We start from the raw sequence: 26,384 nt of genomic DNA, 5'->3' as shown, positions 1-26,384 counted from the left end.
CTTGGTTAATACCGAACCTCCAGCCAGCTTCCGTCTTCCGGAATCGAAGCCTCGCGCATTTCTTCCCCGCAGCGATATCGTAGCACACCCCGCCCGTGCGTTGCGCGAACGCGAATCTTCTCTCCGTCCGAACGGAGCTCCACCTCGCCCGGCCCGATCGGGACCGCTCCTTCGATCCACTCCAAGCCTCCGCGCCGCGGCTCGACGACGAACGTCCCGTAGCCGGGGCTTGTCGGTCTGACGCCGAGGAAATACCTGCCTAGAAGGAAGATCGGGCTGGCTCCCCAAGCGTGGCAGAGACTTCGCCCGTACGGCATGCCGTACATGGCCAGGTGCTCTCTCCCCTTCTGATTCGGATCGTACTCCTCCCAGAAGCTCGTCGCTCCGAGATCGAGCATGCCGCCCCAGTAATCCAGCATCTCCTTCAGCACGAATTCATGCTCGCCGATCTCGCATAGCGCCGCCAACTCGTAGAACCGCATATAAGGCGTCTTGATTCCCTGGACTTCCGGATTCAGCAGAACGTTGCGTTTGACGCTCTCGGTTCGCTTCTCGTCCAGATAGCCGAACATGAGCGCGAACATGTTCGGGTATTTGGTCACCTTCTTGCCAACGACGCCGTCCTTACGGTTGTGCACGAGTCCCCCCTGCTTCTCGTCCCAGAAGATGTTCATGGTCTTGGCGAGCAGCGCCTCGGACAGCTCTCGATACACCGGTCCTCTATCGCCGTCGCCGACCAGCTCCGCGACAAGAGCCATCGTCTCCAGGCTTCGGCTGAGCAGAAGCTGAATCGTGCTGACCTCGCCCTTGTTGTCAAGGTCGGCCCAGTCCACGAACACCCAATCCTCCCCGATCCCTTCCATCATGCCGTTCTCGTTGCGGCGGCCCAGGCAGAAGTCCATGAGCGTCACCATTCGGTCGTATTGCGATCGCACGAACTCAAGGTCTCCGGTGTACTGATAGTAGTCGTAAATTCCGGTGAACCAGTACAGGCTGTAATCAAGGATCGTGTTCATATGCATGACGACCGGGTCCTTGCCTCTTAAGGCGACGAGCGTTCGCTTGGCGACCTCTTGGTCGAAGAAGCTGTAATAATTCATCAGGAACGACTGGTACGCATCTCCCGACCACACCCAGCGATCGCGCTTGATGCCATCGAAGAAGAACTCGCGCGTATTGAGATGGAACGTGTAGACGGACGTATCCCAGATTTCGTTCAAACGCTCGCTTGAGCTTCGGAAGCGGCCGCGGTATTCGACCGGAAGATACTCGTACAGCATGGAAACGCCCGCAAGCGTAGCTCCCGGATCCGTCGGCACAAGTTGAACGTAACGGAAGGCGCGCGCTTGAGGCAGTGTAAGGACGCCCTCTCCCTCCATCGGCACCTTTACTTGGTCCAGCAGGACGCATTGCTCCCGGTCTTCGGCTTCTTCCCGCGACTCCCCGTAATAGATAGTCCACTCGCTGTCGGCCGATGCCCCGGCCATTCTCAAATATCCGAACGTCTCCTTGCCGAAGTCCGCAAACCAGCCGTCCTGCGTCCGCTCCAGGCTTACCGGATCCATCGGGCGGGTCGCGAGCCGGTATTCGGACGGAGAAACAGCTGCGTCGCTCAACGCTTCAGGCCAGCTTCCGGCCGGATGCCAGCGGCGGTCGTAGCAGGTAACCTGCCAGGAGGAGTTCGTTCGAATCGTCGGTCCTTCCACACGCAGAGCGGGAACTCCGACTCCGTTATGCACGGATACCCGAAGCTCGTGCTTTCCAGCCGGCAGCGTCAGCCGTTCCTGATGGAACCGGACGTTGTCCTTCCCATCCAGGTACAAGGCGAACCTGCCGTCCGCCGTTATCGTCACTTCCTCCGGCTCCTCCAGCTCGTATTCGTGCGAGAACAGAACCGAGCTGTACGCCCGATCGAGCCTCCAATAAGCCGGGTATACGGCGCCGCGGGATTCGCGGCGAACCGAGATTTGCTCGTGAAGCCAGATCTCCCAGTCTCCCGGATACCAGATCCAGCAGGCTTGCTCCGACGATTTCTTTTGTCCCAATGAAGATCTCTCCTTTATGAAAAAGCGCCACAAGAGACGGTTCTCCTATGGCACTCCTTCGATTCGATTCCCTGTATTCGATTGTAGAAGTTCGGCGCCCGGCGCGATTTATCCTTTGACCGAGCCCGCCGTCATTCCTTCAATGATATAACGCTGCAGGAACAAGTAGACGATCAGCATCGGCAGCATGACCGACAGGAGATCGGCGAAGACGTACTGCCACTGCGTTCCGTATATGGAGACGAAGTTGTACACCGAGAACGGCAGGGTCCACTTGCTGCTGTCGCTGATGATGTAAAGCGTGTTGGAGAAGTCGTTCCACGTATACAGCGCCACGAACACGGTCACGGTCGCGATGGAAGGCTTGAGCAACGGGAAAATAATTCTCCGGAACGTGTAGAAGCTGCTGGCGCCGTCGATCGTCGCCGCTTCGTCCAGCTCCCGCGGCAACGATCTCACGAACCCGCTCATGATAAAGATCGTCAGCGGCAGATAGAGCGCCGACAGGAACAGAATGAGACCGATAAATTCCCCCGAGAGATGAAGCGATTGAAGCAGCTTGATCGCCGGAATCATCGACGGCGGAGCGATCATGCCCGCGAAGAAGAAGACGAACAGCGCTTGCACCCACCTACCCGGCCTTCGCGATAAGAAGTAGGCGCTCATCGATCCCGCCGCGATCGTAAGGGCGACGGTCGCGACCGTCACGATCGCGCTGTTCTTGAAGCCGTTCAGGAGCCGGCCCTCGACGAATACGGTCTTGTAGTTGGACCAGAGCCATTCGCCGGGCAGGCTTAGATCCAGCTTGGACGCTTCCGCCGAGTTCTTCAAGGAACCGAGGAAGACGAGCGCCAACGGAATCAGAATGACCAAGCTTCCGACGATCGCGACCGCGGTTCGCAGCCATTGGCCATAGGATGTCTTCATTCTGCCGTCTCCCCCTTCCGCATCAGCTTCACGAGGAAGATCGACACGATGGCCACGGACAGGAACAAGACCACGTTCGCTGCCGTTCCATACGCATACAAGCCAGCGCCGAATTGCTTGACAATAAAGGTGTTCATGACCTCGGTCGCCCCGCCGGGACCGCCTCCGGTCGTGACGTAGATGAGCTCGAACGTCTTCATCGAGCCTATCATGCTGAGCAGCACGCTTATGGTCACGACCGGCGCCAGGATCGGGAGCATGACATAACGCAAGCGCTGCAGATAGGTCGTCCCATCGATGACCGCCGCCTCCAGCATATCCTTCGAGATACCTTGCAAGCCCGCAAGATAGAGAGCCATCGAAGAACCGGCCCATTGCCACACGTTCACGAGGGTTACCGTATACAACGCCAGCTTCGGATCTCCCAGCCAATCCTTGGAGAGCTCCGACAAGCCGATGGCCGACAGGAATTGATTAAATATGCCGTCCGGATGCAAGACGATCGTAAACGTATAGCCGACGACAAGCGCGCTTAGGATACACGGCAGAAAGTAGACGCTGCGGAAGAAATTCCGGCCGGCCAGCTTCGAATTCAGAAGAAGGGCCAGCAGAACTCCCAGCCCGTTCTGCAGGATCGTTACGATAACGGCATAGATGACCGTGTGCTTCATGGCGGTGTACATCGCTTTGGTCTTGAACAGCTCGGCGAATTGCTCGAACCCGACGAACCCGATCGAATCCTTGTAAGGGGACCAGTCCGTCAGCGAATAATAAAAACCGGACGCCGTCGGGAAAATGTACATAATGACATATATCGCGAGAGCGGGAACGATCAACCAGACGGGGTACATTTTTCTATGCAGCATTTTTTCTCCCCACACTCCTTCCAACGGGCGAAACCTCTTAATGCTTAACCGTTTGCGGGCTTAGAATCCGGCGATTCCGGCCGCTTTCGCGCCTTTATCCACGTTGGATTGCAGGCCGGCGGCGACTTCCTTGGCCGACATCTGCCCGCCGTACAATTGCTGAAGCAGGCTCTGATAGTCCCCGATCTCGACGACGGACAGCGAGTTGAAGAACGGAACGGCTTTGCCGCTTTCCACGAACGAATTCATGTCCGCCGTGCCCGGGTTCAGATCCACGGTAAGGCCGGTCCAGGTCGGAATCGACTTGACGGAGTTGAAGTACTTGGTCAGCTGTTCCTGCTCGCCGAAGAACCGTACGAAGTCCATCGCCGCATCGACGTTCTTGGAATTCTTAAGCACGTATAAGCCGTTCGGATCGGAGATGGCCGCAAGGTTGTCGCCATTCCAAGGCATCGGGAACATGCCGATCTCGGCGTCCGGGAACTTCTCGAGCAGCGGGCTAACCGCCCAGTCGGCCTGAACGACCATCGCGGCTTTGCCCGTCGCCAATTGCTCGAGGGACATGTCGTACGTACCGGAGAACAAGTCCTTGTTCAGATAACCGCTCTTCTGCAAGTCGGCTTGCCGCTGAAGCGCGTCGACGTACTCCGGCACCTGGTCGTAGGTCGTCTGGCGCGTATTGAGCTTGTCCATCAGATCCGGCTGGGTCTGCAGAACGTTAGCCATGGCATTGAACGTGAATATCTGCAGCGGCCATCCTTCCTTGCCCGCTTCATAAATCGGCGTAATGCCTGCCGCTTTGATTTTCTCGCTGGCAGCCAAGAGCTCATCGTACGTCCGAGGAATCTCGATGCCCAGGTCCGCGAACACTTTCTTGTTGTACAGGACGCCGCCTACGCTAAGGCCGGTAACCGGAATGCCGTACAGCTTGCCCTCCGACTTCAGGAAGTACTTGCTGACCGCCGGATTGATGCGGGACGCGAATTCCTCGTTCGTGAGATCGACCAAGTTCTTCTCCGGTTGAAGCTGCTTTATCTTGGCTTCTTGGCCCCAGTAGAACAGAAGATCCGGAGCGTCTTGCGTTGCGAGGCGAGTGTTCACGAGATCCATGTAGTTGTTGACGGGGGCGCTCTGAATGTCGAGTTTGTTGCCCGTCGCCGCTTCGTAATCGTCGAACACCGTCTGCCACTTCTTCTCCTTGAGCCAGTCGCTGGCGACCAGCACCTTCAGCGTGACCGGTTTCTTCTCGCCGGAAGCCGCGCTTCCGCTCGGAGACGCGCCGGATTCCGAGCCCGCGTTATTGTTATTGCCGCATGCCGCGAGCAGCAGCATGGAGCTTGCCATCAGCAAGGCTGCCGTTTTCTTTGTCCCGTTCATTCGAACCCCTCCATCGAATCGATTGTCCTTCGTTGCATTTCCCATCTTAGTGCTTTCGTCCGTTTCGCGGAATGGAAATACTGAACCTGCCCCCTGTAAAATACGAACCTGGCCGCTAAGCCGAATGCGTCCCGTGGTACAATGAAACGCAGGAGGGAACGACCTTGCAGCTTAGCATTCAAACGCGCCTTTTTATCGGCTTTACGCTTCTTAGTTCCATTCTCGTGGCCAGCAGCGGTTTCTTATTTTACAACCAAACCTCCAAAGACCTGCTCGAGCGCGGCGAAGAAACGAACCGGCAGCAGCTCTATCGCTACCAGGAAGCCCTCGACAACGTCGTCGAGGACCTTGATCGCATCTCCGCGCAGGTCATCTATAGCTCCGAAATCAAGAACTACTTGCTGGAGCAAAGCGAAGAAGATCCTTCTTCCTATCTCGGCTTCGCCAAACGCAAGAAATACGAGGATCTGCTCGCTTCCTTGAACGGCCCTTGGTTTATCTCCCCGCAGATCAGCCTGATCAAGACAAACGGCTTCTTCCTGACCTACGGGCAAAATATGAATACGTCTCCCGATCTCAAACAGCATATCCAAGAAGCTAATTGGATTCAAGACGCCCTCGATTTGGACGGGGAGAAGCTGCTCGTGCCGCCTCATATCAGCGAATGGCAGGACAATCGGCCCTTCCATTTTGCCCTCGTGCGAAGCTTCCGGTTCCCGAAGACTCAGACGCCTGCCGTGGTAGAGGTCCAACAGACCTACGAGCTTCTGGAGGAGACGATGGAGGTCGGCCGGGACGAATCCTCCGGGGAGCGAGTCTATGTCGTCGACGATAACGGTCAAGTGTTCTATCCCTATGCATCGGCGGGCTCCGAGCCGCCCGCGGTTCCGAAGTGGACGGGCGGCACGAAGGAGATCGAGAGGCCCGATAGCCGCGCGGCGGATATCTGGAGCCAGCTTCGTTCCGACTACACCGGGCTTACCGTTCTCATTCAACAGCCCAAAACGGAGGTCATGCAGCCTATCGCGCATCTGCAGAGACTTACTTGGATCTTAGCCCTTCTGGGCGAGCTGGTTTCGCTAGCTATCGCTTACGTTCTGTCGGCTACTCTCTCCTCTCCGATCCGTTACCTGCAGAGACGGTTGGAGAAGCTGGATATCGACAACGTAAGCACGATGCCCGTGCAGAAGCTGCGCAACACCAAAGAACTCGCGGTTCTCTACTCAACCTTCGAGGAGATGAGAGCGAGGTTAAACCAATCGCTTAACGAAGTGCTCCAATCCCAGAAGCGCGAGAATCTGGCTCATCTGCAAGCGATGTATGCCCAGATGAATCCGCATTTTCTATTCAACTCGCTGACGGCTATGGCTTCCTATGCGGAGGAATCGGGGTTCTCCGAATTCGCCCGAATCTCCCAACAGCTAAGCGGAATGCTTCGTTATTCGACGAATTCTCTCTCCGACACCGTTACGTTGAAGCAAGAGATTCAATATACCGTGCAATACATGGAGCTGATGAAGTTTCGTTACGAGGGGCAGTTCGCCTATTCCGTTCAGATCGATCCCGATCTTGAAGCGGAAGCGGTTCCGAAGTTTCTTCTGCAGCCCCTTGCGGAAAATTCGTTTTCTCACGGCTTCCAGCAGGCGAGACCGCCGTGGCTCATCGAAGTGACGGCAGAGGTTGCGGAAAAGGAAGCTTGGCGCATTCGGATTCGCGATAACGGATCGGGCTTCCGCGAAGAGGCGCTAGCCGAGACGCAAGCGCTCATCGAAGAGCTGAACGCCGGGCGCATCCGTCAGCTCGAGAGCCTGTCGGCCAAGGGAATCGGCCATCTCGGCATCGTCAACACTCTCACCCGATGCCGCTTGTTCTGGAACGAGAAGGTTCGTTTTAAGCTGAGCAACCTGCCCAAAGGGATGGAATTCACGATCGAGATAAGGAGGACGAGCTAGTGTTCCGCATAATCATCGTCGAGGACGAGCCCCGCATTCTCCGGTACCTCAAGGATAAAATCACGTCGCTTAGCACCGACTTCAAGGTGGTCGGATTGTATAACAACGGAGAGGACGCGCTCATCGAATTGAACTGGACGCAGCCGCACGTCCTGATCACCGATATTCGCATGCCGGTCATGAACGGGCTGGAGCTCATCTCCCGGGTTAAGGAGAAGCTGCCCGACATCCAATGCGCGATCGTCAGCGGACACGACGACTATATGTATCTGCGCGAAGCGATTCAGCTGGGCATCTCGGATTATATTCTGAAGCCCGCTCCCGACGAGGAGATGGCCGAGCTGCTTGCGCGGCTCAAGGAGAAGCTGCTCGTGAACCAAGCTCTTCTCGAGAGGGAGGCGGCTAAGAGAATCGTAGATGCATCAGCTTCCGCGGCCTCCTCTACCCACGCTTCCTCGCCGGAAGAGTCGGAAGCGTCCGGCGCGAAGTGGACGGAGCTCATGCATGAGCTGTTCTATCATGGCAATTATGTCTTGGCTTACGCTTGGTCCCCGCATGGGAATATACCGGAAGCTCTATTGGCCGACATGGAGGGACTTCTGCGCGAGGGAGAGAAAATCTCCCCGCTCCCTTCCATCGCCGCGAACGAAGAGATCGTCTTGTTCGGCATCCATTCCTGGTCCGAGGACCGCAAGCGCGAGTGGCAAGAAAGGATGGAAGCCCGCTTAGGCGAAACGGAAGGGGTCACGGTTCTGCTCGAACAATCGACCAGGGGCTTGCAGCCGATTCCCGCCTTGCTCGCGGAATGCCGCAAGCTGGCCCCTGCCGTGAGCCGCTTCCGTTCCTGCTGCCTATGGACGTCGGAAGCCGGCGCGGAGGAGATTCAATCCTTGTATGAGACGATTCAGCCTTTGCTCGCCAGAATGTCCCAATTCGCGAACAAGCAGCAGAAGCAGTCGTTCATGCGCGAGCTCGAGCTGCTATTCGCGGGCGAAGCGGGGCGCCGTGTCCCGTTGACCCGAAGGGGCTGGGAGAAGCTGCTCTTGTATGTGTCAATGTCGATGCACGGCTCGACGCAAGATTCCCCGGGAAGCACCTTCGAGGGCAAGCAAGCGATGGAGTCGGAGCTGGTCGACGAGGTGTGGAGGGCGAGAAGCCTGGTTGAGCTTCAGCAACAAGCGAAGGAAATCTGGGGCGCTTATTTCTTCCGGTCGGAACAAGACCGGGAGCAGGCCGCCCAACGGAATTGGGCCGAGGAAGCCCGCAAGTACCTGCATGCCCATTATCACGAGAACATCTCTCTGCCCAGTATCGCAGATGCGTTCCAGCTCCATCCGGCATACTTGAACCGGGTTTTTAAGCGCGCCTGCGGGACCTCGATCCCCGACTATCTGCTGAATCTGCGCATGGAGGAAGCCAGCCGTTTCATAAGGGAGCATCCTTTCGTGCTGATCAAGGAGATCGCCGAGAGAGTCGGCTATTCGGATCCCTTCTACTTCAGCAAGGTGTTCAAGCAGCATACGGGATTTAGTCCCAGCGATTACAAGAATAGCAATGGGTGAATCTCCTCAAGTCAAATACCTGAGCGCCATGATCGACACGATTCCCACCGCCACGGTCCCGAGCAGGCTGCGCTTCCATATGGCCATACCTAACGTAGGCAAGGCGGCCAGCAGCTCGACGTTGTTCGATAGGGAAGCCAGCTTACCGTCCTCTACGAACAATTCCTGCCCGACCAGCGCGGCCATGACGGCGATCGGAACGTAATTCAGCCAACGCAGTCCCCATTCCGGCAATTGGACTCGACTCAGGAAAATAAGCGGAAGCACCCTTGGAATAAGCGTAACGACGGTTGCTCCGATAATGATCAAAAGAATAAAGCCTCTTACTTCCATTTGGACACCGCCATTCCGATAACCGGAGCCAATACGGCAGCGGCAATGACCCCTACGCTCGCGGTGGATACCAACGTCACTCCTATCACGATGACGACGGCGCTGACAGCCACGACGATATCCACGCCTATTCTAGCCCGGCTCGCCATCAGCAGAACCAGCAGTCCGATAAACATGGCCGGCAAGGCGAAGTCCAGCCCGAATCGCTGCGGATCGGGAATCCATTGGCCAAGGAACGCCCCGGCGATCGTGGCCGCGATCCAGTTCAAATAAGCGGCCGCGTTAAGCCCGTGCATCCACTTCTCGCCGATCGAGCCGGTCTGCGTCGCACGGTTAATGGCGACGCCGAACGTCTCGTCCGTAAGCAGGGAGCCGATTAGCGCGTTCTTAAGAGGAGCCAATTGGCGAAAATACGGCGACAACGCCGCGCTGAGCAGAAGGTGACGCAAGTTGACGAAGAAAATCGTAGAAATAATGGCCGCCGCCGATCCGTCCGAGGCCACCATCCCGGCGAAGATGAATTGGGCGGATCCCGCGTAGATTAGAATGCTCATCAAGCCGATCTCGGCTACGCTGAGTCCCGACGTCGTTCCGACCACGCCCGCGGCGAACCCGATGCTCAGGTAGCCCAGCAGCGTGGGGACGCAATCCTTGACGCCTTGGAGGAAACTCTCTTGCTGCCTTGCCGCTTCGAGTCCTCGCAAGTCTATTTTCTCTTGCATGGTTCGGTTCCTCTCTGTCTTGCTTGAAGCGATGTTATTAAAGCATGTTTATTATAACAAAAAGAGGCCCTCCCATAAGTCATTCAATAGACTTAAGGACTGCCTCGACGTTGACTATTCAATCAAATCCGCAATATCTAATGTGACTCCATTGTAAGAAGAATACCCATGGCTCTTCGGCTTGCCGTCCGAGTCCGGGTCGAACAGCAGCTTCAAAGGCTCCGAACCGAAGACGGCCGAGAAGGTCGCCCGCAGCTTCATTTCGCCCGGATTCGGACCGGTTAAACGGACGTCGGCCTCGTAACGATTGTCTCCGAATAGGTTCGAGACGGTCTTCTCGAATCCATCGTAGAAGTTTACTCCGTCATCGCTGTACTCGCGATATTGCGCTTCCGTGACTCCTATGGTACCGGATGACTTCCGGGAATAGGAGATGAATCCGGAGTGCTTCCCTTTTATTTTCCCATGCGCGTTCGGACTTGCGGCTTCCAACACCGTCAAATCCTTGATTCCGTAAGGGATATCATCCGTCGTCCTTGCTATCGGAGGCGTAAGCCCCGGCTCATAATCCGGCAAGCTCACTCTCTGCAGCCGCATTCGGGAACCGCCGCTTCCACGCTCGATCTCCGGCCACATGGCGCGTTTGCTATCGGGATGCCAGGACATCGGGGAGCAATACACCCAGTTCTCGTCCGTCGTAAGCGGGATGCCGACGTAGCCTTCTTCGTTCATGGATCGTTCGATGTCGATCAGGACCGGACCGATGTTGCCCGATCGGAATTCCCTCACGCCCGTTACCGCATAGGTGTACAAGGCCCAAGCCATCCCCATGGTCGTATGGGTGGCATGAGGACGAGGCAGGAGGCCGAAGACGGCCGGATCGGTAAGCTTCGAGAACCTTGTGCTCATGACCATTCCGAGCCTTTCATCCGGGGAGAAAATGGTCGTTTCATCATAGCCCGGCGTGCGAGTGATCGGAGTCAGACGTTCGGAAGTCAATTCCTGCATGACGGAATCGGGAGTGCTGTTCCCCCCTCCGCCGACGACGGATATCGCATTGCCTCCCCGGATGAACTGCTTGACCTCTCCCCCTCGGATCGGATTCGGAAGGAGATACCCCGGGTTGTTCGGGTCCTCGGCGAAATTAGATATCGTATGAATGAACTGCACGTTCTCGAGAACATAGGTATGAGCATTCCGTTTAAGGACGCCGATCGCTACGGCAGCCCCGACGTCGGAACGAAGAATCGTCCGTTCATATGCTCGTTATCCGGGGCGATGATGATTTCGGACCAATGGTGCGTGGTTTTCGGATCTTCGACGATACGCGAAGGATAATGGACGGGCACCAAGGTCGCGTTCGTGCAGGAATCGATATACGGGCTGCATTCGAGCACATAGTCCCCTAACAGGATTCTCTTATTGTCTTGGTAGGGCATATACCGAATTCCGTTGGCTTTAGGCAGGGTCGGGATGACCCCGGAGAAAATGACCCGGAAATCGGTCCCGTCGTCGTTCTGAACGGCCAGGTTGTAGAAATCGGGAATGTCGATATCCTGCTCCGTTCGATAAGAGATCAATACTTTGCCCGAATACGTGTAAGTTCCGCTAAGCAACATGATGTTCTCCGGAGTAGGTACCGTGGCGACCTCTACTCTACCAATCTCCGGATGAGTCGTTCCGTTGTCTGTCCGCATCGTCAATCCTCCTTGAAAGTCAGCCATAATGGACCAAATCGTCTATCTACACTAATGATAAAGAGATTCGATTGGTCGAACTAACGGATTGACGACTAGATCGATAATGTTTTGACGACTTCTATGTTCCATGGCGGGAAGCAACTCGCCGATGTCGGTCAAATTCCCCGTATCGCGCTGAACAGCTCCAACTTGGCATACATGTCTTCCAGTATAAATCTAGCATCGATATCACGGTAAACCCTGATTTGTCTCTCCGTTTGGCGATGGACATAAGACAGGTCCGGGGCGATGCGGGGAGCCGGCTTCCAATCGTAATCAAAAGGTTGGTCGTGCATCAACAAGCCGACTGCCGGGGAATCTCCCAGCGTCCACATCTCGCCTCTCGGCCAATAGGGATGATCCGCCCACTCTTGATTGGTTTCTATTAATTGTTGATATAAATAGCGACCTATGGCGCCGCAGGGCTCCACTCTTCGCTTCAATTCCGCAAGGCTGACCCGCATCTTGCTGTATACGTTTCTCGGAATCTGCCACAGCGGAATCGGGGAGCCTAGCACGACGTTCGCCGCGTGAACATCGTTCCCCAGGTTAAATTCCGCTCCGCCATCCGGCCATGCTCCCCCTCCGATCCATACCGCCGTCAAACGATCGGCTATCGCCGGATTCATCAGATAAGCCGTTGCCAGATCCGTAATGGCCCCGAGGAATATCACGAACAATGGCCTCTGATCGTCGGACATGGCTTCTTGCACGATGAGCTCAGCGCCTTCGGATATCGCCGGAGTAAGTTCGTCTTGCAGGGCTCGTTCCGCCCCGCGCATGACCGAATAGCATTCCGACATTCCCATGAGCTTCAGCAGAAGCTCGATTTCCTTTACGCTATCCAGCATCGAGGTCCGGCTTCTCAATTCGCCGAAGTGCGCGCCGATCAACCCTTTCACGATAAACTGGGGCGTTAACAGCGCATGAACGATGGCGTATTGGTCGTCCGCTTCGTTCTTGGCATCGCTGTTCACGATTAAACGGATCTTTTTGCTATCGGGCACATCGAATCCTAGTTTCATTTGTCGCACCTCCTTTAACGGACTAGATCGCTTGCCGGACTTCTCCCTCCGCAATCCCGACTTCATTAAACGCATCTACCCTTACATAGAGCGGCTGACCTTGGATCAAGGCTTTAATCGTCAGTCGCCGGCTTCCGAATACCATATGGCTGTGATACAGCTTATCCGGCGCATGCCCCCACAGCACGTTGTAACCGACGGCTTCGTCCTTGTCCCATTCTACGGCGAGATCAAGCTCGCTTAAGAGCTCCGTGCGAACCCCGCTAACCTGCTTCGGGCGTTCGCCGACGCCAATGCCGAACGCCCGAAGTCCGGAGAGGCAGGCAGGCTCGCCGAAGGGGACTTCCTTAACCGCGCATCGCAAATAGCGAACCTTTAATCCCGCCTCCCTTATAACGAGATCATGCGGCAAATCCGTGGCGGCCTCCGATTTATTTTCAATGACGAAGTACTCCTTGCCGTCCAACGAGCCTTCCAGAATCCATCTGGTGTAGTGCCGGCTATCGTCAATGAATCTTCCTTCCTGCAAGGCGGCTCCCTCCGGAATTACGACGTTCGCGCGATCGTCCGCAAAATTAATCTGGACGGCATATACGTCGCATTCCTGCTCCAGATCGACTTCCAACCATTCGCCGGGAGAGTCGGACGCCGCTCTCCACCAGGTTTGAACGTTCTCGTCCGTCGCTTTGGAAGGATCCCTCCCTTCTTCGAAGGAAGAAGCTTTGGCCGGCTTGCCGTACGACAGCAGCATCCATTCCGGATCGCTCCATGGATCCATTCTTGCCCTCTCGACCTTAAAGGGCCAATCGCCATACCGCTGGTTGCAGAATAGCTCTCCGTCTTGATCGAACCCCGCGGGCCAAAGTCCTATTCTTCGTTCGAAGATATGATTTACGCTTACTCTCATGGTCGAAGCATGCCAGAGGTTGCCATGCTCGTCTTCGCAGTTCGATCCGTGTCCGGCCCCGGGAAGGAAGCCTCCCGGTTTATACGAGAACGGATTGTTCTTCGCCGGCCGGAACGGTCCCAGAGGATGATCCCCGACATAGACCCCGTCCGCGTAAATGTTGTACTGCGTGCCGGGACTCGCATATTGGAGGTAGTATTGGCCGTTATGCTTGTCCATCCAAGCTCCTTCGATGTAGGGATCGTTGCCGAGGGCTTTACGGATCGCGGCCAATTGCTCTTCGGGAAGATGGGGATTGCCGCTTGCCACGTTGCGAACGATCTCCTCGATTTCTTCCGGCGACTTGGGAACGTGATTCTCTCCGGATCTCTCGTAACCGATTACCGTATTGTTGCCATAGATGAGGGGAATCGGCTCTCCAAGGGGCTTCATGTCCTCCGGGTTGAGTTCGACTCCGTAAATAGGCGTTAGATTGGAGCATCCCCAATACAGATAAACCCGTCCGTCGTCATCGGCGAACAAATTCGGATCCCAGAAGGGAAAGGTGCCTTCGATTTCTTCGAAGATCCCCTCTATCGGATCTTTGGTTCTGTAGAAGGAACAGTTCTTCGATTTACTCGATGCGGAGAAATAAAGATAATCTCCGATGACGCGCGCATCCGGCGCATAATCGTAGATCGGCAAATCCTTGAGGGGATGGAACGTCCAGTCCGTCAGATCGTCGCTCGCCAGAAACCCCGCCGTCATCGAAGGAAACAAGAAGTACTTGCCTTTAAACCGAACCAGCGTCGGATCGGCCGCTTCCCGGTATCGAACGGCAGCGCCCATCACATGGGTATATTGGTATTTGTATTCCATATTGATCGGATTGCAAAGATAGGTCATTTTCTCACTCTCCCGAATCCCGAATTCTCTTCTTATTGGTAGCCGAATAGTTTGATCTTAAGCAGCGTCGGGGACTCGAATCGCATTCGCGCGACATCGTCCCCGTTTAGCCGTCGGGCCATTCTCCATTCTCCTTGTTGGAAAAGCCCTTCTTCCAGGGATAGGGTATCGACATGGGGCTTCTGCGGATTCGCGGAGAACGGGGTGATCGCGCAGCCGTTGGCCAGGATGTAAAATTCGTCTTTCGCCTTCTTCAGTACGAGGCAAACTCCATCCTTGCGAGACAAGATGGGCAGCTTCATCCATGTTTGGAATCCATATTCTCCGAATACCATCGTATCCCGTTCCGGACGCTCGACGATCGTCGCCTGCAGATCCGTCGTGCCGTATTTTGACGTCAATAACGGCATCATGCTGCCCAGCGTGCGGTTATACCATGCGTATTCTTCCATGCTCTGCGGCGTTCCCAGCATAGGGTCTCCGACATCCACGCCGAACAGATAGCTCTCAATGGCCGTGAAGGGCTTCCCCATGTCCTCGAATCCGAACGGAGAATAGCCTATCGCATGATAATGCCCTATCACGTAAACCAGCCTCGGCCCCGCATAGCCATGCGTCGCCGTCTCGGGAATAAAGAGAGGATTGTCCATCTTGACGTAATCGTCGCATACCTCGCAGAAATTCTGAACATAGATATCCGGCGCGATCACATCGATGCTTGGGGCGCAATGCTTCCAAACCTCCATCATCCGGGATACCGGCCCGCCGCTCGGGTATATCCCGGGCTTGTCTCCTTTGTCCAGCCAGCAGTTTACCATCAGCGGAAGGGAATAGACTTCTTTGCCGGCCGCGGCCACCTTTTCGATATAGCTTGCAACGTGATACGCGCTGAATATTTCCTCCGCCGCTTCTCCGAATGCTTCCATCCAGTTCCCGCTGCCCGCGCCGCTCTCGACGGCTTGGCGAACGTCCGCGGCCATCGTTGAGGTATGACCTCTCATATACTCGACGAACGGCTGCGGAACCGCGCTCTCGAACGCGGCGTCGGCCGCCGCGGAATGCTCTCTTGCCGCTCCTTGCAAGCCCGGCTCGTTCTCGACCTGAACTACGATAACCGTTCGCTCTTGCTCGTCCACGCTTCTGATATGCAGCATCAATTCCCGGAACGCGTTGGCATCCGCCTCGTTGGTCGCTTCGCATAGATAGGAAAGCGTCGTGTACGGCATTCCATGGAATTCTTGCAGATGAATCTTCTTCTTGCCCTTCTCGACTTCCGCCCTCCGGAAGCGTACGGTATCCGTCTTGACCCAAGCCGGCGCGTAATAACACTGGGCGTTCTTCCAAGCGCCAAACCAAAGGAAGCCGATCTTCATCCCGTACCTTCTCGCCTGATCGATCAGCTCGTCGACGATCCGGAAGTCGAACGTCCCCTCCTCGGGCTCTACCATCTCCCAGGTCACCGGCAGCAGCAGGCTGTTCATCCCGAGTTCTGCCGCCTTCTTCCAGATCGGCTCCATGTATTCGGCGGAGGATGAGCTCGAGTTGTGTACTTCTCCCGCTAGCATAATGAACGGACTTCCGTCCGCTTGCAGCAAAAGATGGTTTCTTGGCGTAACGGTCTCCAAAGGAATTCCCTCCTCGTTCGTTAGATCTGATCTCATCATGTGCCGATTCGAACCGGTCTTCAACTGACAGTAATGAATCCAATGTTTGATTTCCATACACAGTGTTTGGTATTCTAACAGTGGATTACAAATTAGCCGCTCCAACTCGAATAACGCTCTCTACCTTAACGCGAAGGATCGATTCCCAATGACCGCCAGCAAGCCTTACCGCCGAGTCGACAAAGCGATCTTGAACGCCTTGATTCAGCTCGTCTCCGAGATTCCGTTCGAGAAAATCACCGTTCAGCATATCTTGGATGAAGCGTTGATCAGCCGGTACACGTTCTACGCGCACTTCCGGGACAAGTACGAGGTTGCCGAACGGTTGCAAGAGGAGCTTTATCAGGAATTTCTGACATTCATGCGCAAGAAAATTCCCGAATTGTATGTCCAGGATAAGCCGCCCGAGGACCATCATCGGTTAATCGACAACCTGGCGATCCAATTCGCTAAAGCCCACTACGCCAAAATCCAAGCCATCAAAAAAATCCGCACCGAGACGGTCGATTACTTCCGATTGATCAAACAGTACTTTATCGATCACTACAAGGAACGCTTCCGGGAATCTCCCCATGTCGATTTGGAATCCCGAATCTACGCCAACATGGTAACGGCCGTGGTGGAATATTACACGGATAACCTGCCAACCGCCGGAGCATCGATCAGCGAGTCGGTCATGGAAGCCTATATCCATGCCATGCTCTACGGCATCGGGATCCACGAAGCGGGCGATGCCGCCAAGGCGCAAACTTATCTGACCTCGCTTATTTACAAGTCCGAATGAATCCGAACGGGTCCGAGAAGGCCGCTCGGCTCCTGCTGCGCGAAAGCCGACAAGTAGTCGCGCTGGTCTTTGACCAGCGTATTCGTCACTTCGACGACTAGATTATTGATTCCCTTCCTCAGCGCCCCGGCGAGCTCCATCCGGTACGGCGGGCAGAGACGCACCCCGACGGGTACTCCGTTCAGCCACGCTTCCGCCGTCTCGAAGACGTCGCCCAAATCGAGCAAGGCAGGAGCTTCGACGGATCCGTCCCATTCGAAATCCGTCTCGTATCGGAAAGTTCCCGAGAACCTCGGCAGCGCGTCCGGCGAGCTCATGTTCGTTAAAGCCGTGAGGCTCCCCCAAGTCTCGAACCGCGGGTAGGCTTCCGATTCGGCGATGGCTATCTTCCATTCCCCCGTCAACTCGACCTCTGCAACGTACGATGGACGCTTAACGGAGTTCAAGGCCTTCAAGGCATTCACGTCGTCAATATCGGTTAAAGAGGCTACGCCTTCCAAGCCGGATCCATGCAACAGAAGGACGGATTCATACGGTTCCAGCTTAATCGGCACCGCCATCCCCGAGCCCCGCCTCTCGGCTGCGACATCCTCCAATCGATTCAAGAAGGCGTCATAAGCGTATATATCCCCCTTGGCAGACAGCTTCACCTTCGTGCCGAGGCTTCGGTTCGGGTGTTCGTTAAAGAACATGTAGACGTCGAAATCATCATGAACATAATGATAGCTTCGAAGATACGGTTCGTAATGGTCCGCCATGATCTCGTAATGTCCATCGCCAATGAGCTCCGACGCCAACTTATCCAGCCCGACCGCTTTGACGTGACGGTGCGAGGCTAGCCGGGTCAACTCCCCGTCGACGACCCCTCCCTCGCTCGAACGCTTCGGAAGCCCGTCCACGAACCGTACGGCCAGCCCTTGGTCGGCGAACTCGGTTAGACGGCGAAGCAGCTCCGCCGGGAGAGCTTCCGCATACGGAACGATCAGGCACGCGTAGCTCTCAAGATGAATCAGCAGCTTGCTTTCTGTGACGACGGCCCCCTCGATAAGAACATCGATAGGAACGACATCGCAGTCGATCTGATGCTGCATCAGCTTCTTCACGGGCTTATGGAAGTACATCGATTCGCCGGACCACTCGGCTTCGGCATGGTAAAGAACGGCCGCCGATGCCACGTGCCTCCCCCCCGACAGCAGATGGCTGATCCGATTCATGTAGCGGTTCAGGTGCTTGTAATGCCGATACTGAGGATTCTTGCCGTTCGCGTACAGGTGCGGAGGGCAATCTGGATCCGGGAACGCCTTCTGGGTGAAGGCGTGCGGGACGAAATAATTGACGCCGCGAACGAGCATATGGTCGGTAAGCCACTTCATGAGCTTCAAGCCTTCCGCCCAGCCGTATGCCCCGTACACCTCGCACATCGTGCGGCCTTGCTTCTTCGGGTCGATATGCCCGAGAGAGGAGCCAAGCTTGGCAAGCCCATAGTGGAAAAACTCGCTGTCCGTCTCTCCCGCGGGCCACCGAAACGGAACTTCGTCGAAGCCGGGAACGATCTGCCACAACACCACGTCCAGGCCCGACATGTCCTGTCCCCGGAGCGAGCGGAAGAAGTGTCCGGCCCCGGAGCCGAGTCTTGCATGAACGTTGTTGTCCTCCAGGACATGGCCGATATATTCGACTCCTCGGTCTCTGCACCATTCTCCGATTTGATTGCAGAAGTTCTCCCCGTAGAGCCGGCTTACGATATTCATATAAGCGTACCGGACTTCGCTGCTACGCTTGCCCTCTTCATGCCACAACAGGTGAAGCTCCTTGCGATAATCCTTGCCGAGCGCCTGCTCGAGCAAGGACGGCAGCTCCCGGCTCCAAGGCAGCGACACTCCCGGCTTGCCGGGTCTGGAGTCGAAGTCGAACGTCGTCTTGTCGTTGTAGAAGCCGGGCTCGTCGGAGAAGAATCCGGCGAACGTTGCGCCGAAATCCGCCTTGTAGCGTTCATAGACGGGCTCATAGACCGTATCGATCAGAATGCTCACGGAATCCTTGTCGAGCGGGTTCAAGTAATCCTCCTGCGCTTTGCTGCCCCCGTCCCGATTCTCCGACACGATAAACACCCGCCAATGACCTTCGGGAATGTCCCAATATAGGATCCCGTCCCGGACCCGATCCGTTAAGTCGATCGCATCGCCAAGCAAGGCTCCCGTCGAAGAATCCCGGCGAACCGCGACGACGGCGATCAGCTTGTTGGCCCCTGTCGCGTAAGAGCTCAGCGAGTAGGTCGGACGCAGCCCGGACATCAGCAAGGGCTCCAATAAAAGCGAAGCTCCCCGAGCCGGTCCCAGCGTGTCAATGTGCCTTTCTCCCAAGAATACGCGATGAAGCTCCTCCGGCGCTTCCTTTACCTTGCCCGCCGCGTGTCCGGTCGGAAAGTGATCGTCGTCGAGCAGCCACACCTTCATCCCGCGGCGCCGGGCTTCCTCCATGATGATATCCAAGTCCGTCCACCACTTCGGCCCGAGAAAATCGGGGTGAGGCCTTGCCTCGACGCACACCGCTCCGATTCCGGCTTCGTGTACGCGGGCTATCTCCTCCCGAATGACCTTCTCCTCTTCTCCATGCTGCCAGAGAAACGGAAGAATGTAATTCCGCTCCTTGCCTTCGAGAACTTCCCTAAGACGATTCCCCATGATAGCCTCCTCTTATAAAGAAGATATCCGCCCGAAATCGATTCGATGACGGACGGATACCTCGGTTCGATAGATTTACTTCTTCACCTTGCTATACCACTCTCGAGCTCTCTTCGTGACATCTTCCCCGCCCGACTTGTTCCACTTGTCGACGAACTCGTCGAACTTGTCGATCGGATACTTGCCCATGATGATCTTGCTCGCGTATTCGATGTACAAGGTGCGGTTGTTGATATCGGCATAGCCTTCGTAGATGCTCGCCGGCAACCCGTCTCCGGCGATAACCTTGGCATACTTCTGCGCTTCTTCCATGTTGGCGGTGACTTGGTCGTAGATCCACTTGTTGTCTGCCGATGCCGTGCTGTTGAACAGATCGACCGTGAAGTCGAGAGTCGCGGAGCTCGAATAGGGATTCAGGATTTGATTCTCTTGGGTGCTCTTGTCGTCCGGAAGCTTGACGGCCTTGCCGTCCTTCATCTCGTAATGCATTCCTTCTACGCCGAGGTAGAGGTCCTTCCAATTGTTCTTGTCGTACATGTTGTTCAGCAGCTTCAGGACGGCTTGCAGCTTCTTCTCGTCCTTGGTGTTCTTGACGACCCATTGCGGCGGGCCGACTCTCTTCCACGTGTAGAAGCCTTCATAGCCGTCGACCTTCTGCACCGGCAGTACGGTGAATTGACCTTTGACGCCGGTGTTCTTCTGCAGATTTTCCAGGTACAGGTTATTCTGCTCCACCCAGTGGAAGTAGTTGCCGGCCTTGTCGGAGTTGACTTTGCCGTCCCACTTCGCCTTGTCGTTCAGAAGCGTCTCCGGATCCAGCAAGCCTTCCTTGTACAGCTTGGCGGCGAATTCCAGGGCGGCCTTCATGTTGGGAGTAACAGCGGAGTACGTCAATTCTCCGTTATACAGATCCCAATCCGGGTACCCTTCGAACATGGCCACGCCGTACATCGCGAACAGATGATCCATCCAACGAGCCTCTTGACGGCCTCCCGTCGGAATTTCGTCCTTCTGCCCGTTACCGTTAGGATCCTGATCGCGGAACGCTTCCAGCACCTTCACGTATTCGTCCTGAGTTTGCGGCATGGACAGGTTCAGCTTATCGAGCCAATCCTGGCGAATCATGCCCGCGTACCTTCCGTAATCCACCGATCCCGGGATGTAATAGATCCGCCCTTGGCCGGTCGGGTCGTTGGCCTTGACGATATCCCACATCTCCTCGGGAATCACCTTCATCACGTTAGGAGCGTATTTGGGAAGAAGCTCGGTCAGGTCGGCGATCGCGCCGTTCTTGGCCAGGCTGTCTTCGATGCCCTGCTGGGGAGTGAACATGTCCGGCATCTCGTTGGCGGCGATCTTCAGGTTCAATTGGTTTAGGTAGTTCGTGCCGCCGTTCCATTCCACGTACGGATTGATGACGCCGACGCCCAGCTTTTCCTTGTAGAACTCGTACAGCTTGCTTCCCTTCTCGACCGGCTTATACCCGATGTTGGTCCCCCATACTTCCACGTCGACGATCTCGTCGCCGCCGCTGCCGGCGGACGAGCTCTGCGCCGGCGAAGAAGAAGCTTCCTCCGAAGCGTTATTGTTGTTGCCGCATGCGGTTGCCGCGGTCGTCGCCAGCACCAACGCCGCCGATACCAGCCCTATTCTTTTCCAATCCATGCGTTGCTCCCCCTTAGTGAATGAGTATTGTATGTTGTTTAAAGGCGTTAGCCGCTAAACCGAATGGAATTCGTCCCGTTACCCCTTGACCGAACCGATCATCGCTCCCTTGACGAAGTACTTCTGAAGGAACGGATAAACCGCGATAATCGGGATGATGGCGAAGAGCACGGTGGTCGCTCTCAAGGTCCGCTCGTTGTAATTCAGGTCGGCGGTGGAGACGGCGCCCGACATGATGACGTTATCGTCGGTGATGAACTGGCGGATCTTGATCTGCAGCGGGAACCAGTCCGGATTCTGCAGGAACAGGAGCGGATGCTGGAACTGGTTCCACAGCACCACGCCGTAGAAGAGCGCGAGCGTCGCGAGCACCGCCTTGGACAGCGGAAGCACGAACTGGAACAGCATCCGGAAGTATCCGCAGCCTTCGAGAAACGCCGCTTCCTCGAGTTCCTTCGAGAATTGCTTGAAGAAGGTTCTCATGATGATCAGGTTGAACGGATTCAGCAGATGCGGGACGATCAGCACGAGCGGATTGTCGTAGAGGCCGATCTCGCGAACGGTCAGGAAGTAAGGCACGATAGGCGCCTTGAAGATCATCGCGATGACGACGCCGATCATGAGAACCGCCCCCCAGCGGAACTCGTTCTTGGACTTGGACAGCGGGTAAGCCAGCAGGGCCGTCAGAAGCAAAGCCAGCAAGGTTCCGACCACCGTCGTGACGAGGGTAAGCGCGAAGGACCTCCAGAGGTCGGGCCGGTCCACGATATAGCCCCAGGAATCCAAAGTGAACTGCTTCGGCCACAGGGTGACCAGGTTCATGTCCACGGCGCTCTTGGAGCTGAGCGAGGTCGCGATAACGGATAGGAGCGGAATCAGCGCCACGGCCGACAAAAGAATTAGGATAATGGTTATGGTCGTCACGAACGCTTTCTCGCTGCGGGTTTCGAACATGGTTACCATAACCCCCCATCCGATACTTTCTTCGACAGCTTGTTGAAGATGAACACGAGGATGAATCCGATTACGGATTGGAACAGCCCGACCGCCGTCGCGAAGCTGTACTGCGCTTGCTGAATGCCCGTCCGGAATACGTACGTGTCCAGGATGTCGCCTACGCTGTAGGTCATCGGCGTGAGCAGGTTAAACACTTGGTCGAAGCCCAGATCCAGGAAGTTGCCGATCTCGAGCAGGAACAGCACCAGCACCGTCGGCAATAACAGCGGGAACGTGATATGGCGAATCTGCCTCGTCTTGGAGGCGCCGTCGATCATGGCCGATTCGTACAGCTGCGGGTCGATGGCGCTGATGGCGGCCATGTAGACGACCGTTCCCCAGCCGGCATCTCTCCAGATCGCGGTGATCACGTACACGATTCGGAAGTAACCGCTTTCTTGCATCACCAGCGTTGGGTCGTAACCGAACCATCCGATGACGATGTTGAACAATCCGCTTAAAGAGAAGAAGTCGAACACGATGCCGGATACGATAACCCAGGAGAGGAAGTGGGGAATGTACAGCGCGGTTTGAATGCCTTTCTTCAAGGCGGATTTGCGAATCTCGTTGATCATCAGCGCGAGAAGCACCGGCACAGGGAAGACCAGAACGAGCTTCAGGAACCCGAGCATGAGCGTGTTGCCGAACACGCGGGCGAAGTCGGGATGCTCGATCAGCGTCTCGAAGTGCTTGAAGCCGACCCAAGGGCTGTCGGTGAACCCCTTGAACACCGAAAAGTCTTGGAAGGCGATGACCGCCCCGGCTAGCGGAATGTACTTGAAGACGATCAGGAAAATGATTCCCGGAATCGCCATCGCATATAGCGGCCAATATACCTTCAATCGATGGAATGCGACTGCTCTCACCTTGTTCCCCCATTTGCGTTAGTCTGAATTCGCTTACAAATCAATCATAGCGGGGGGCGCGAATTCGCTCAATGTGACGGAATTTAGATTGAACAAGGTCATTTTCAAGGAGAAAACCGCTCCTTCGGAGCGGCACGGCACCTTACCCTTCGGTATGCCTCCTGCGGTATTCGCTCGGCTTCCACCCGGTTTGCTTCTCGAACAGCCGCGTGAAATACTGCGTATCCGAATAGCCGACCTGCCGGCAGATCTCGTACACCTTCCAATCGGTCTTCTCCAGCAGCTGCTTGGCTTTATCGATACGGACCCGCGCCAGATAGCTCATGTAGGTCTCCCCCGTCTTCTGCTTGAAGAGCTGGCTTAAGTAGATGGGGCTGAGGAAGAAGCGGGCGGACAGGTCCGCCAGGCTGAGCGGCTCCCGGCAATGGGCGGCGACGTACTCTTTGATCTCGGCGATCGGGTCTCTCTTCTTCGGGTAGGGATGGAGACCGGAGAACGGACGTATGTCGCCCTGCTCTCCGCTAGCCTTGAGGCTAAGGGCTTCCCGGGCTTCCTCGAAGCTCTCGCCGATCCCCTCCGCCCCGCTGCGAACCCTTCCGATACCGGCGGACAAAGATCGATTGAGTTCCGTTTTTACTTGCTCGAGAAGACGGCGAACCGCGAGAAGCAGGTCCTTCTCGTCGATGGAACCGTCATGGGCGACCAGCGCGGCGATTCGGTCGTTCGAGTATCGCAAGCGGTAGACGCGGCGGAATGCTCCGAATGCCGCATCGATATGGCGGAATATCGGCTGAAGGACTGTCTCCCTTAGGACCTCCCCTTCTCCGTCCGCTTCGATCAGTACGCAAGCGAAGCGGCAGTCCTCCGGGGAGAGTCCGTCCGGCCGGAGCAGCTCTTCCGCAAGGCCCTCCCGCTCCCCTCCCTTTGCAAGGATAATACGCAGCGTTTCCGCTTGATCGCGGCTGCGAACCGTCCGCTTCAGCTCGTCCACTTCCTGCCGCTTGGCCCGGTCCTCGCGGATCGTGTCCATGACCCGGTTCACGCATTCCTGCAGCTCTTCCTCCTCGACGGGCTTGTTCAGATAGAACCTTACCCCCATCTGCATGGCCGCGCGCGCGTACTCGAAATCCGCATAGCCGCTCAGAAGGATGAATTGGGACGGAATTCCCGCTTCCATCGCCTTGCCGATCATCTCCAGCCCGTCGGCTTGAGGCATCCGGATATCGGTAATGACCATGTCGGGGCGGTGCCGCTCGATGAGCCGAAATCCATCGACGCCGTTGTAAGCCGAGTCGACCACTTCGCATTCGGGAAGATGGCGATGGATCAGCTTCCTTAACCCCGCCACGATGCCCTTCTCGTCGTCCACCAATACCAGTCTCATTCGGAAATTCCTCCCTTTGGAATCAACATCTCGATTGTCGTGCCGTCCTTGTCCGAGTGAAGGATCGTCAAATAATAGAGATCGCCGTAATGGAGCTTGATCCGTTCCGCGATATTGGTCAGCCCCAGGCCCTTGCTCGCGTCCTCCTCCGCCTGCTCCAGCTTCGACTTGTCCGTCCCCGCGCCGTCCAAGCGCGTTCGCAGCTTCGCCAGCTTGTCCGGGGGAATGCCGGCCCCGTTATCGGATATCCGGATCCGGATATCCCCCTCCTCCGTCCAGGCGCCTTCGATCACGATATCGATCATCCGGTCGTAGCCTTCGAAGCCGTGATTGACGGTGTTCTCGACGATAGGCTGGAAGATGAGAGGAACGATGCCGTTATCCATCATCTCGTCGGGAACCGCCGCCTCCAGGTTGAACATGTTGTCGAACCGGATGTTCTGAAGCTTCAGGTAATAGGCCGTGTACTCCAGCTCGGACCTGATCGAATGCCGCCTGCCGTCCTTGCCGAGCGCGATCCGGAACATCCGGGCCAGAATCTTGATCATATCGGCGGTCTCGTCGTCGTCCTTGACGAGAGCGTTCATGCGGATGGATTCCAGCGTGTTGTACAGCATGTGGGGGTTGATCTGATTCTGTAGTGCGACGAGCTTGGCTTGACGCTGCTTGATCTCCCCCAAGTAGACGTCGTTGATCAACGTGCGAATCGTGACGATCATCTTGTTATAGCTGTTCACCAAGCTTCCGATCTCGTCGTTCGCCTGCTTCTTCTCGATCGGGAGGTATTGGCCGACCTCCGCCTGCTTCATGCTTCTCCGGAGCGCCTTGATGGGCTTCGTGATCGTATAGCTTAACCCCAGCGAGAGAAGGGCGACGATCACGCAGCTCGTCAGGATCAGGATCAGCGTCGTCCCTTTGATTCGGTTGATTTTCTGAAGCAGCTTCGCGCGCGGGATCTCGGTCTGAATGGTCAGTTCCCCTTGCGAAGTGCTTCCCGTCAGCCGTATCCGGTCTTGAGCCCGGTCGCCCGGACCGCCCTCTCTCGTTCCGGAAAATTCGAGCACTTGCTCCCAAGCGAGCCGGCCGCTGGCCGCGTCGGAATCATAGACGACTTGATCGTGCTTATTCCGGATGATGACGTTCATCCCGTATTTATTACGGGCTTGGACGAAGTCGTTATCCAGCGGCAGCAACGAGAAGGGATCCAAATCGATCAGAAGGAGGCCCGCGTAGGCCCCGTCCGAGCTGTACAGAAGCCTTCCTACCGTCACCATGGCTCCCGCTCCTTTATCTTCGTAATAGGAACGGTCGTGCAGCCCGGTGATAACAAAGGTATCCTCCGATCGGCTTAGCGGCTCGTACCAGTCCCGCGAGAGCAGGAGATTCTCGTTGACCTTGCTAGTCGTATTCGTATATTGATAGACGCCGTTATTCCGGCTGATCAGCATGACGGTGCCGATCTCCGGCTTGAGCAGGGCCACGCGCATCAGCATGCGCTGTACGGCCACCTGCCGGTTGATCTGCTCGTCGATGGGCAGGCTTGAGCTGTCGCCGAGACGGTAGATCAGCTCATTGTCGACCAGAACCGACTTGGTGACCTTGTCGTATTCCTTGAGAAATTCGTTCAAGGAAGATTTGATCTGAGAGGTATATAATGCGGCGAATTCCTGGGAGGACTCCTCCAGTCCCGCCGCCGATTGTCGGAAGAGGATGGCGCTGACCAAGGCGAGCGGAATGACGCACGCCAGCAGGTAGCTGGCCATTAGCTTGTTCTGAAACTTTAAATTGCGTATTCTTAAGACCGCTCTTCGCATCCACTCTGTGCCGCTTTTCATGCTTAGCCCATCCCTCTATGAATTGCTTGTCCCCGTTGTTGTTAAGCTTCCGCCATGTATGCGGTTACACGATTACCCGCACTATACTAGAGGAACCTTAGGTTCGTCAAAGGAACATTTTATCGTTTTTACCAGGTTATTTTATAGGTTCTTCTTGTGGAGAAGC

General features: G+C 56.1%; 20 protein-coding genes. 3 read left to right on the top strand and 17 right to left on the bottom strand.

Annotated elements, in window-relative coordinates; genetic code table 11:
• Positions 1-5 precede the first annotated feature (5 nt).
• The 4 genes from H7B67_RS23870 to H7B67_RS23855 form a co-directional block, all read right to left on the bottom strand.
• A complete protein-coding gene (locus H7B67_RS23870; RefSeq protein ID WP_185122387.1) occupies positions 6-2,045 on the bottom strand; it encodes an alpha-L-rhamnosidase-related protein in 2,040 nt (679 codons plus the stop codon).
• 108 nt (positions 2,046-2,153) lie between these two features.
• Complete coding sequence (locus H7B67_RS23865) at positions 2,154-2,972, bottom strand: carbohydrate ABC transporter permease (protein ID WP_185122386.1); 819 nt, start codon at positions 2,970-2,972, stop codon at positions 2,154-2,156.
• Positions 2,969-3,838 carry a carbohydrate ABC transporter permease gene (locus tag H7B67_RS23860; protein ID WP_185122385.1) on the bottom strand — a complete coding sequence of 290 codons (870 nt, stop codon included), beginning with the start codon at positions 3,836-3,838 and terminating at the stop codon, positions 2,969-2,971. The genes H7B67_RS23865 and H7B67_RS23860 overlap by 4 nt, the downstream gene beginning before the upstream one ends.
• A gap of 60 nt (positions 3,839-3,898) precedes the next feature.
• Positions 3,899-5,215, bottom strand: a complete 1,317-nt coding sequence (locus H7B67_RS23855; RefSeq protein WP_185122384.1) for an ABC transporter substrate-binding protein — start codon at positions 5,213-5,215, stop codon at positions 3,899-3,901.
• Positions 5,216-5,379: 164 nt separating this feature from the next.
• On the opposite strand from H7B67_RS23855, the gene H7B67_RS23850 reads away from it, so the two are divergent.
• Both H7B67_RS23850 and H7B67_RS31350 read left to right on the top strand, forming a co-directional pair.
• Positions 5,380-7,167 carry a sensor histidine kinase gene (locus H7B67_RS23850; protein ID WP_185122383.1) on the top strand — a complete coding sequence of 596 codons (1,788 nt, stop codon included), beginning with the start codon at positions 5,380-5,382 and terminating at the stop codon, positions 7,165-7,167.
• Complete coding sequence (locus tag H7B67_RS31350) at positions 7,167-8,729, top strand: response regulator (RefSeq protein WP_185122382.1); 1,563 nt, start codon at positions 7,167-7,169, stop codon at positions 8,727-8,729. Before H7B67_RS23850 ends, H7B67_RS31350 begins: the two co-directional genes overlap by 1 nt.
• 6 nt (positions 8,730-8,735) lie before the next feature.
• Here the strand turns inward: H7B67_RS31350 and H7B67_RS23840 are convergent, their stop codons facing one another.
• The 7 genes from H7B67_RS23840 to H7B67_RS23815 all read right to left on the bottom strand — a co-directional run bounded on the left by H7B67_RS23840 (position 8,736) and on the right by H7B67_RS23815 (position 15,965).
• A complete protein-coding gene (locus H7B67_RS23840) occupies positions 8,736-9,062 on the bottom strand; it encodes an AzlD domain-containing protein (protein ID WP_185122381.1) in 327 nt (108 codons plus the stop codon).
• A complete protein-coding gene (locus H7B67_RS23835; protein ID WP_185122380.1) occupies positions 9,053-9,784 on the bottom strand; it encodes an AzlC family ABC transporter permease in 732 nt (243 codons plus the stop codon). Before H7B67_RS23835 ends, H7B67_RS23840 begins: the two co-directional genes overlap by 10 nt.
• 114 nt (positions 9,785-9,898) lie before the next feature.
• Positions 9,899-10,954, bottom strand: a complete 1,056-nt coding sequence (locus tag H7B67_RS23830) for a hypothetical protein (RefSeq protein WP_209649227.1) — start codon at positions 10,952-10,954, stop codon at positions 9,899-9,901.
• A gap of 47 nt (positions 10,955-11,001) precedes the next feature.
• The gene (locus tag H7B67_RS30685; RefSeq protein WP_209649228.1) at positions 11,002-11,481 is read right to left on the bottom strand and encodes a hypothetical protein; all 480 of its coding nucleotides are present in this window, start codon (positions 11,479-11,481) and stop codon (positions 11,002-11,004) included.
• 158 nt (positions 11,482-11,639) lie between these two features.
• Positions 11,640-12,548, bottom strand: coding sequence for a nucleoside hydrolase (locus tag H7B67_RS23825; protein WP_185122379.1), 909 nt, complete (start codon positions 12,546-12,548; stop codon positions 11,640-11,642).
• 22 nt (positions 12,549-12,570) lie between these two features.
• Positions 12,571-14,340, bottom strand: a complete 1,770-nt coding sequence (locus tag H7B67_RS23820) for a family 43 glycosylhydrolase (RefSeq protein WP_185122378.1) — start codon at positions 14,338-14,340, stop codon at positions 12,571-12,573.
• A 32-nt stretch (positions 14,341-14,372) separates the two neighbouring features.
• Positions 14,373-15,965, bottom strand: a complete 1,593-nt coding sequence (locus H7B67_RS23815; protein WP_209649229.1) for a GH35 family beta-galactosidase — start codon at positions 15,963-15,965, stop codon at positions 14,373-14,375.
• 187 nt (positions 15,966-16,152) lie between these two features.
• On the opposite strand from H7B67_RS23815, the gene H7B67_RS23810 reads away from it, so the two are divergent.
• A complete protein-coding gene (locus H7B67_RS23810; protein WP_185122377.1) occupies positions 16,153-16,788 on the top strand; it encodes a TetR/AcrR family transcriptional regulator in 636 nt (211 codons plus the stop codon).
• Here the strand turns inward: H7B67_RS23810 and H7B67_RS23805 are convergent.
• The 6 genes from H7B67_RS23805 to H7B67_RS23780 form a co-directional block, all read right to left on the bottom strand.
• Positions 16,773-19,472 (bottom strand): glycosylhydrolase-like jelly roll fold domain-containing protein, encoded by a 2,700-nt coding sequence (locus tag H7B67_RS23805; RefSeq protein WP_185122376.1) that lies wholly within the window; start codon positions 19,470-19,472, stop codon positions 16,773-16,775. The genes H7B67_RS23810 and H7B67_RS23805 overlap by 16 nt on opposite strands.
• A 75-nt stretch (positions 19,473-19,547) precedes the next feature.
• Complete coding sequence (locus H7B67_RS23800; RefSeq protein ID WP_185122375.1) at positions 19,548-21,137, bottom strand: type 2 periplasmic-binding domain-containing protein; 1,590 nt, start codon at positions 21,135-21,137, stop codon at positions 19,548-19,550.
• 78 nt (positions 21,138-21,215) lie between these two features.
• On the bottom strand, positions 21,216-22,091 hold the full coding sequence (locus H7B67_RS23795) for a carbohydrate ABC transporter permease (RefSeq protein WP_245364069.1): 876 nt from the start codon (positions 22,089-22,091) through the stop codon (positions 21,216-21,218).
• Between the two features lie 2 nt (positions 22,092-22,093).
• On the bottom strand, positions 22,094-22,999 hold the full coding sequence (locus H7B67_RS23790; protein ID WP_185122373.1) for an ABC transporter permease subunit: 906 nt from the start codon (positions 22,997-22,999) through the stop codon (positions 22,094-22,096).
• A gap of 142 nt (positions 23,000-23,141) precedes the next feature.
• Positions 23,142-24,383 (bottom strand): helix-turn-helix domain-containing protein, encoded by a 1,242-nt coding sequence (locus H7B67_RS23785; protein WP_185122372.1) that lies wholly within the window; start codon positions 24,381-24,383, stop codon positions 23,142-23,144.
• A complete protein-coding gene (locus tag H7B67_RS23780; RefSeq protein ID WP_185122371.1) occupies positions 24,380-26,218 on the bottom strand; it encodes a cache domain-containing sensor histidine kinase in 1,839 nt (612 codons plus the stop codon). The genes H7B67_RS23785 and H7B67_RS23780 overlap by 4 nt, the downstream gene beginning before the upstream one ends.
• Between the last annotated feature and the right edge of the window lie 166 nt (positions 26,219-26,384).

Origin of the sequence: Cohnella thailandensis, from assembly GCF_014212135.1 — a bacterium.
GTDB classification, from domain to species: Bacteria; Bacillota; Bacilli; order Paenibacillales; family Paenibacillaceae; genus Cohnella; species Cohnella thailandensis.
This window is presented reverse-complemented; position numbering and strand designations above follow the sequence as displayed.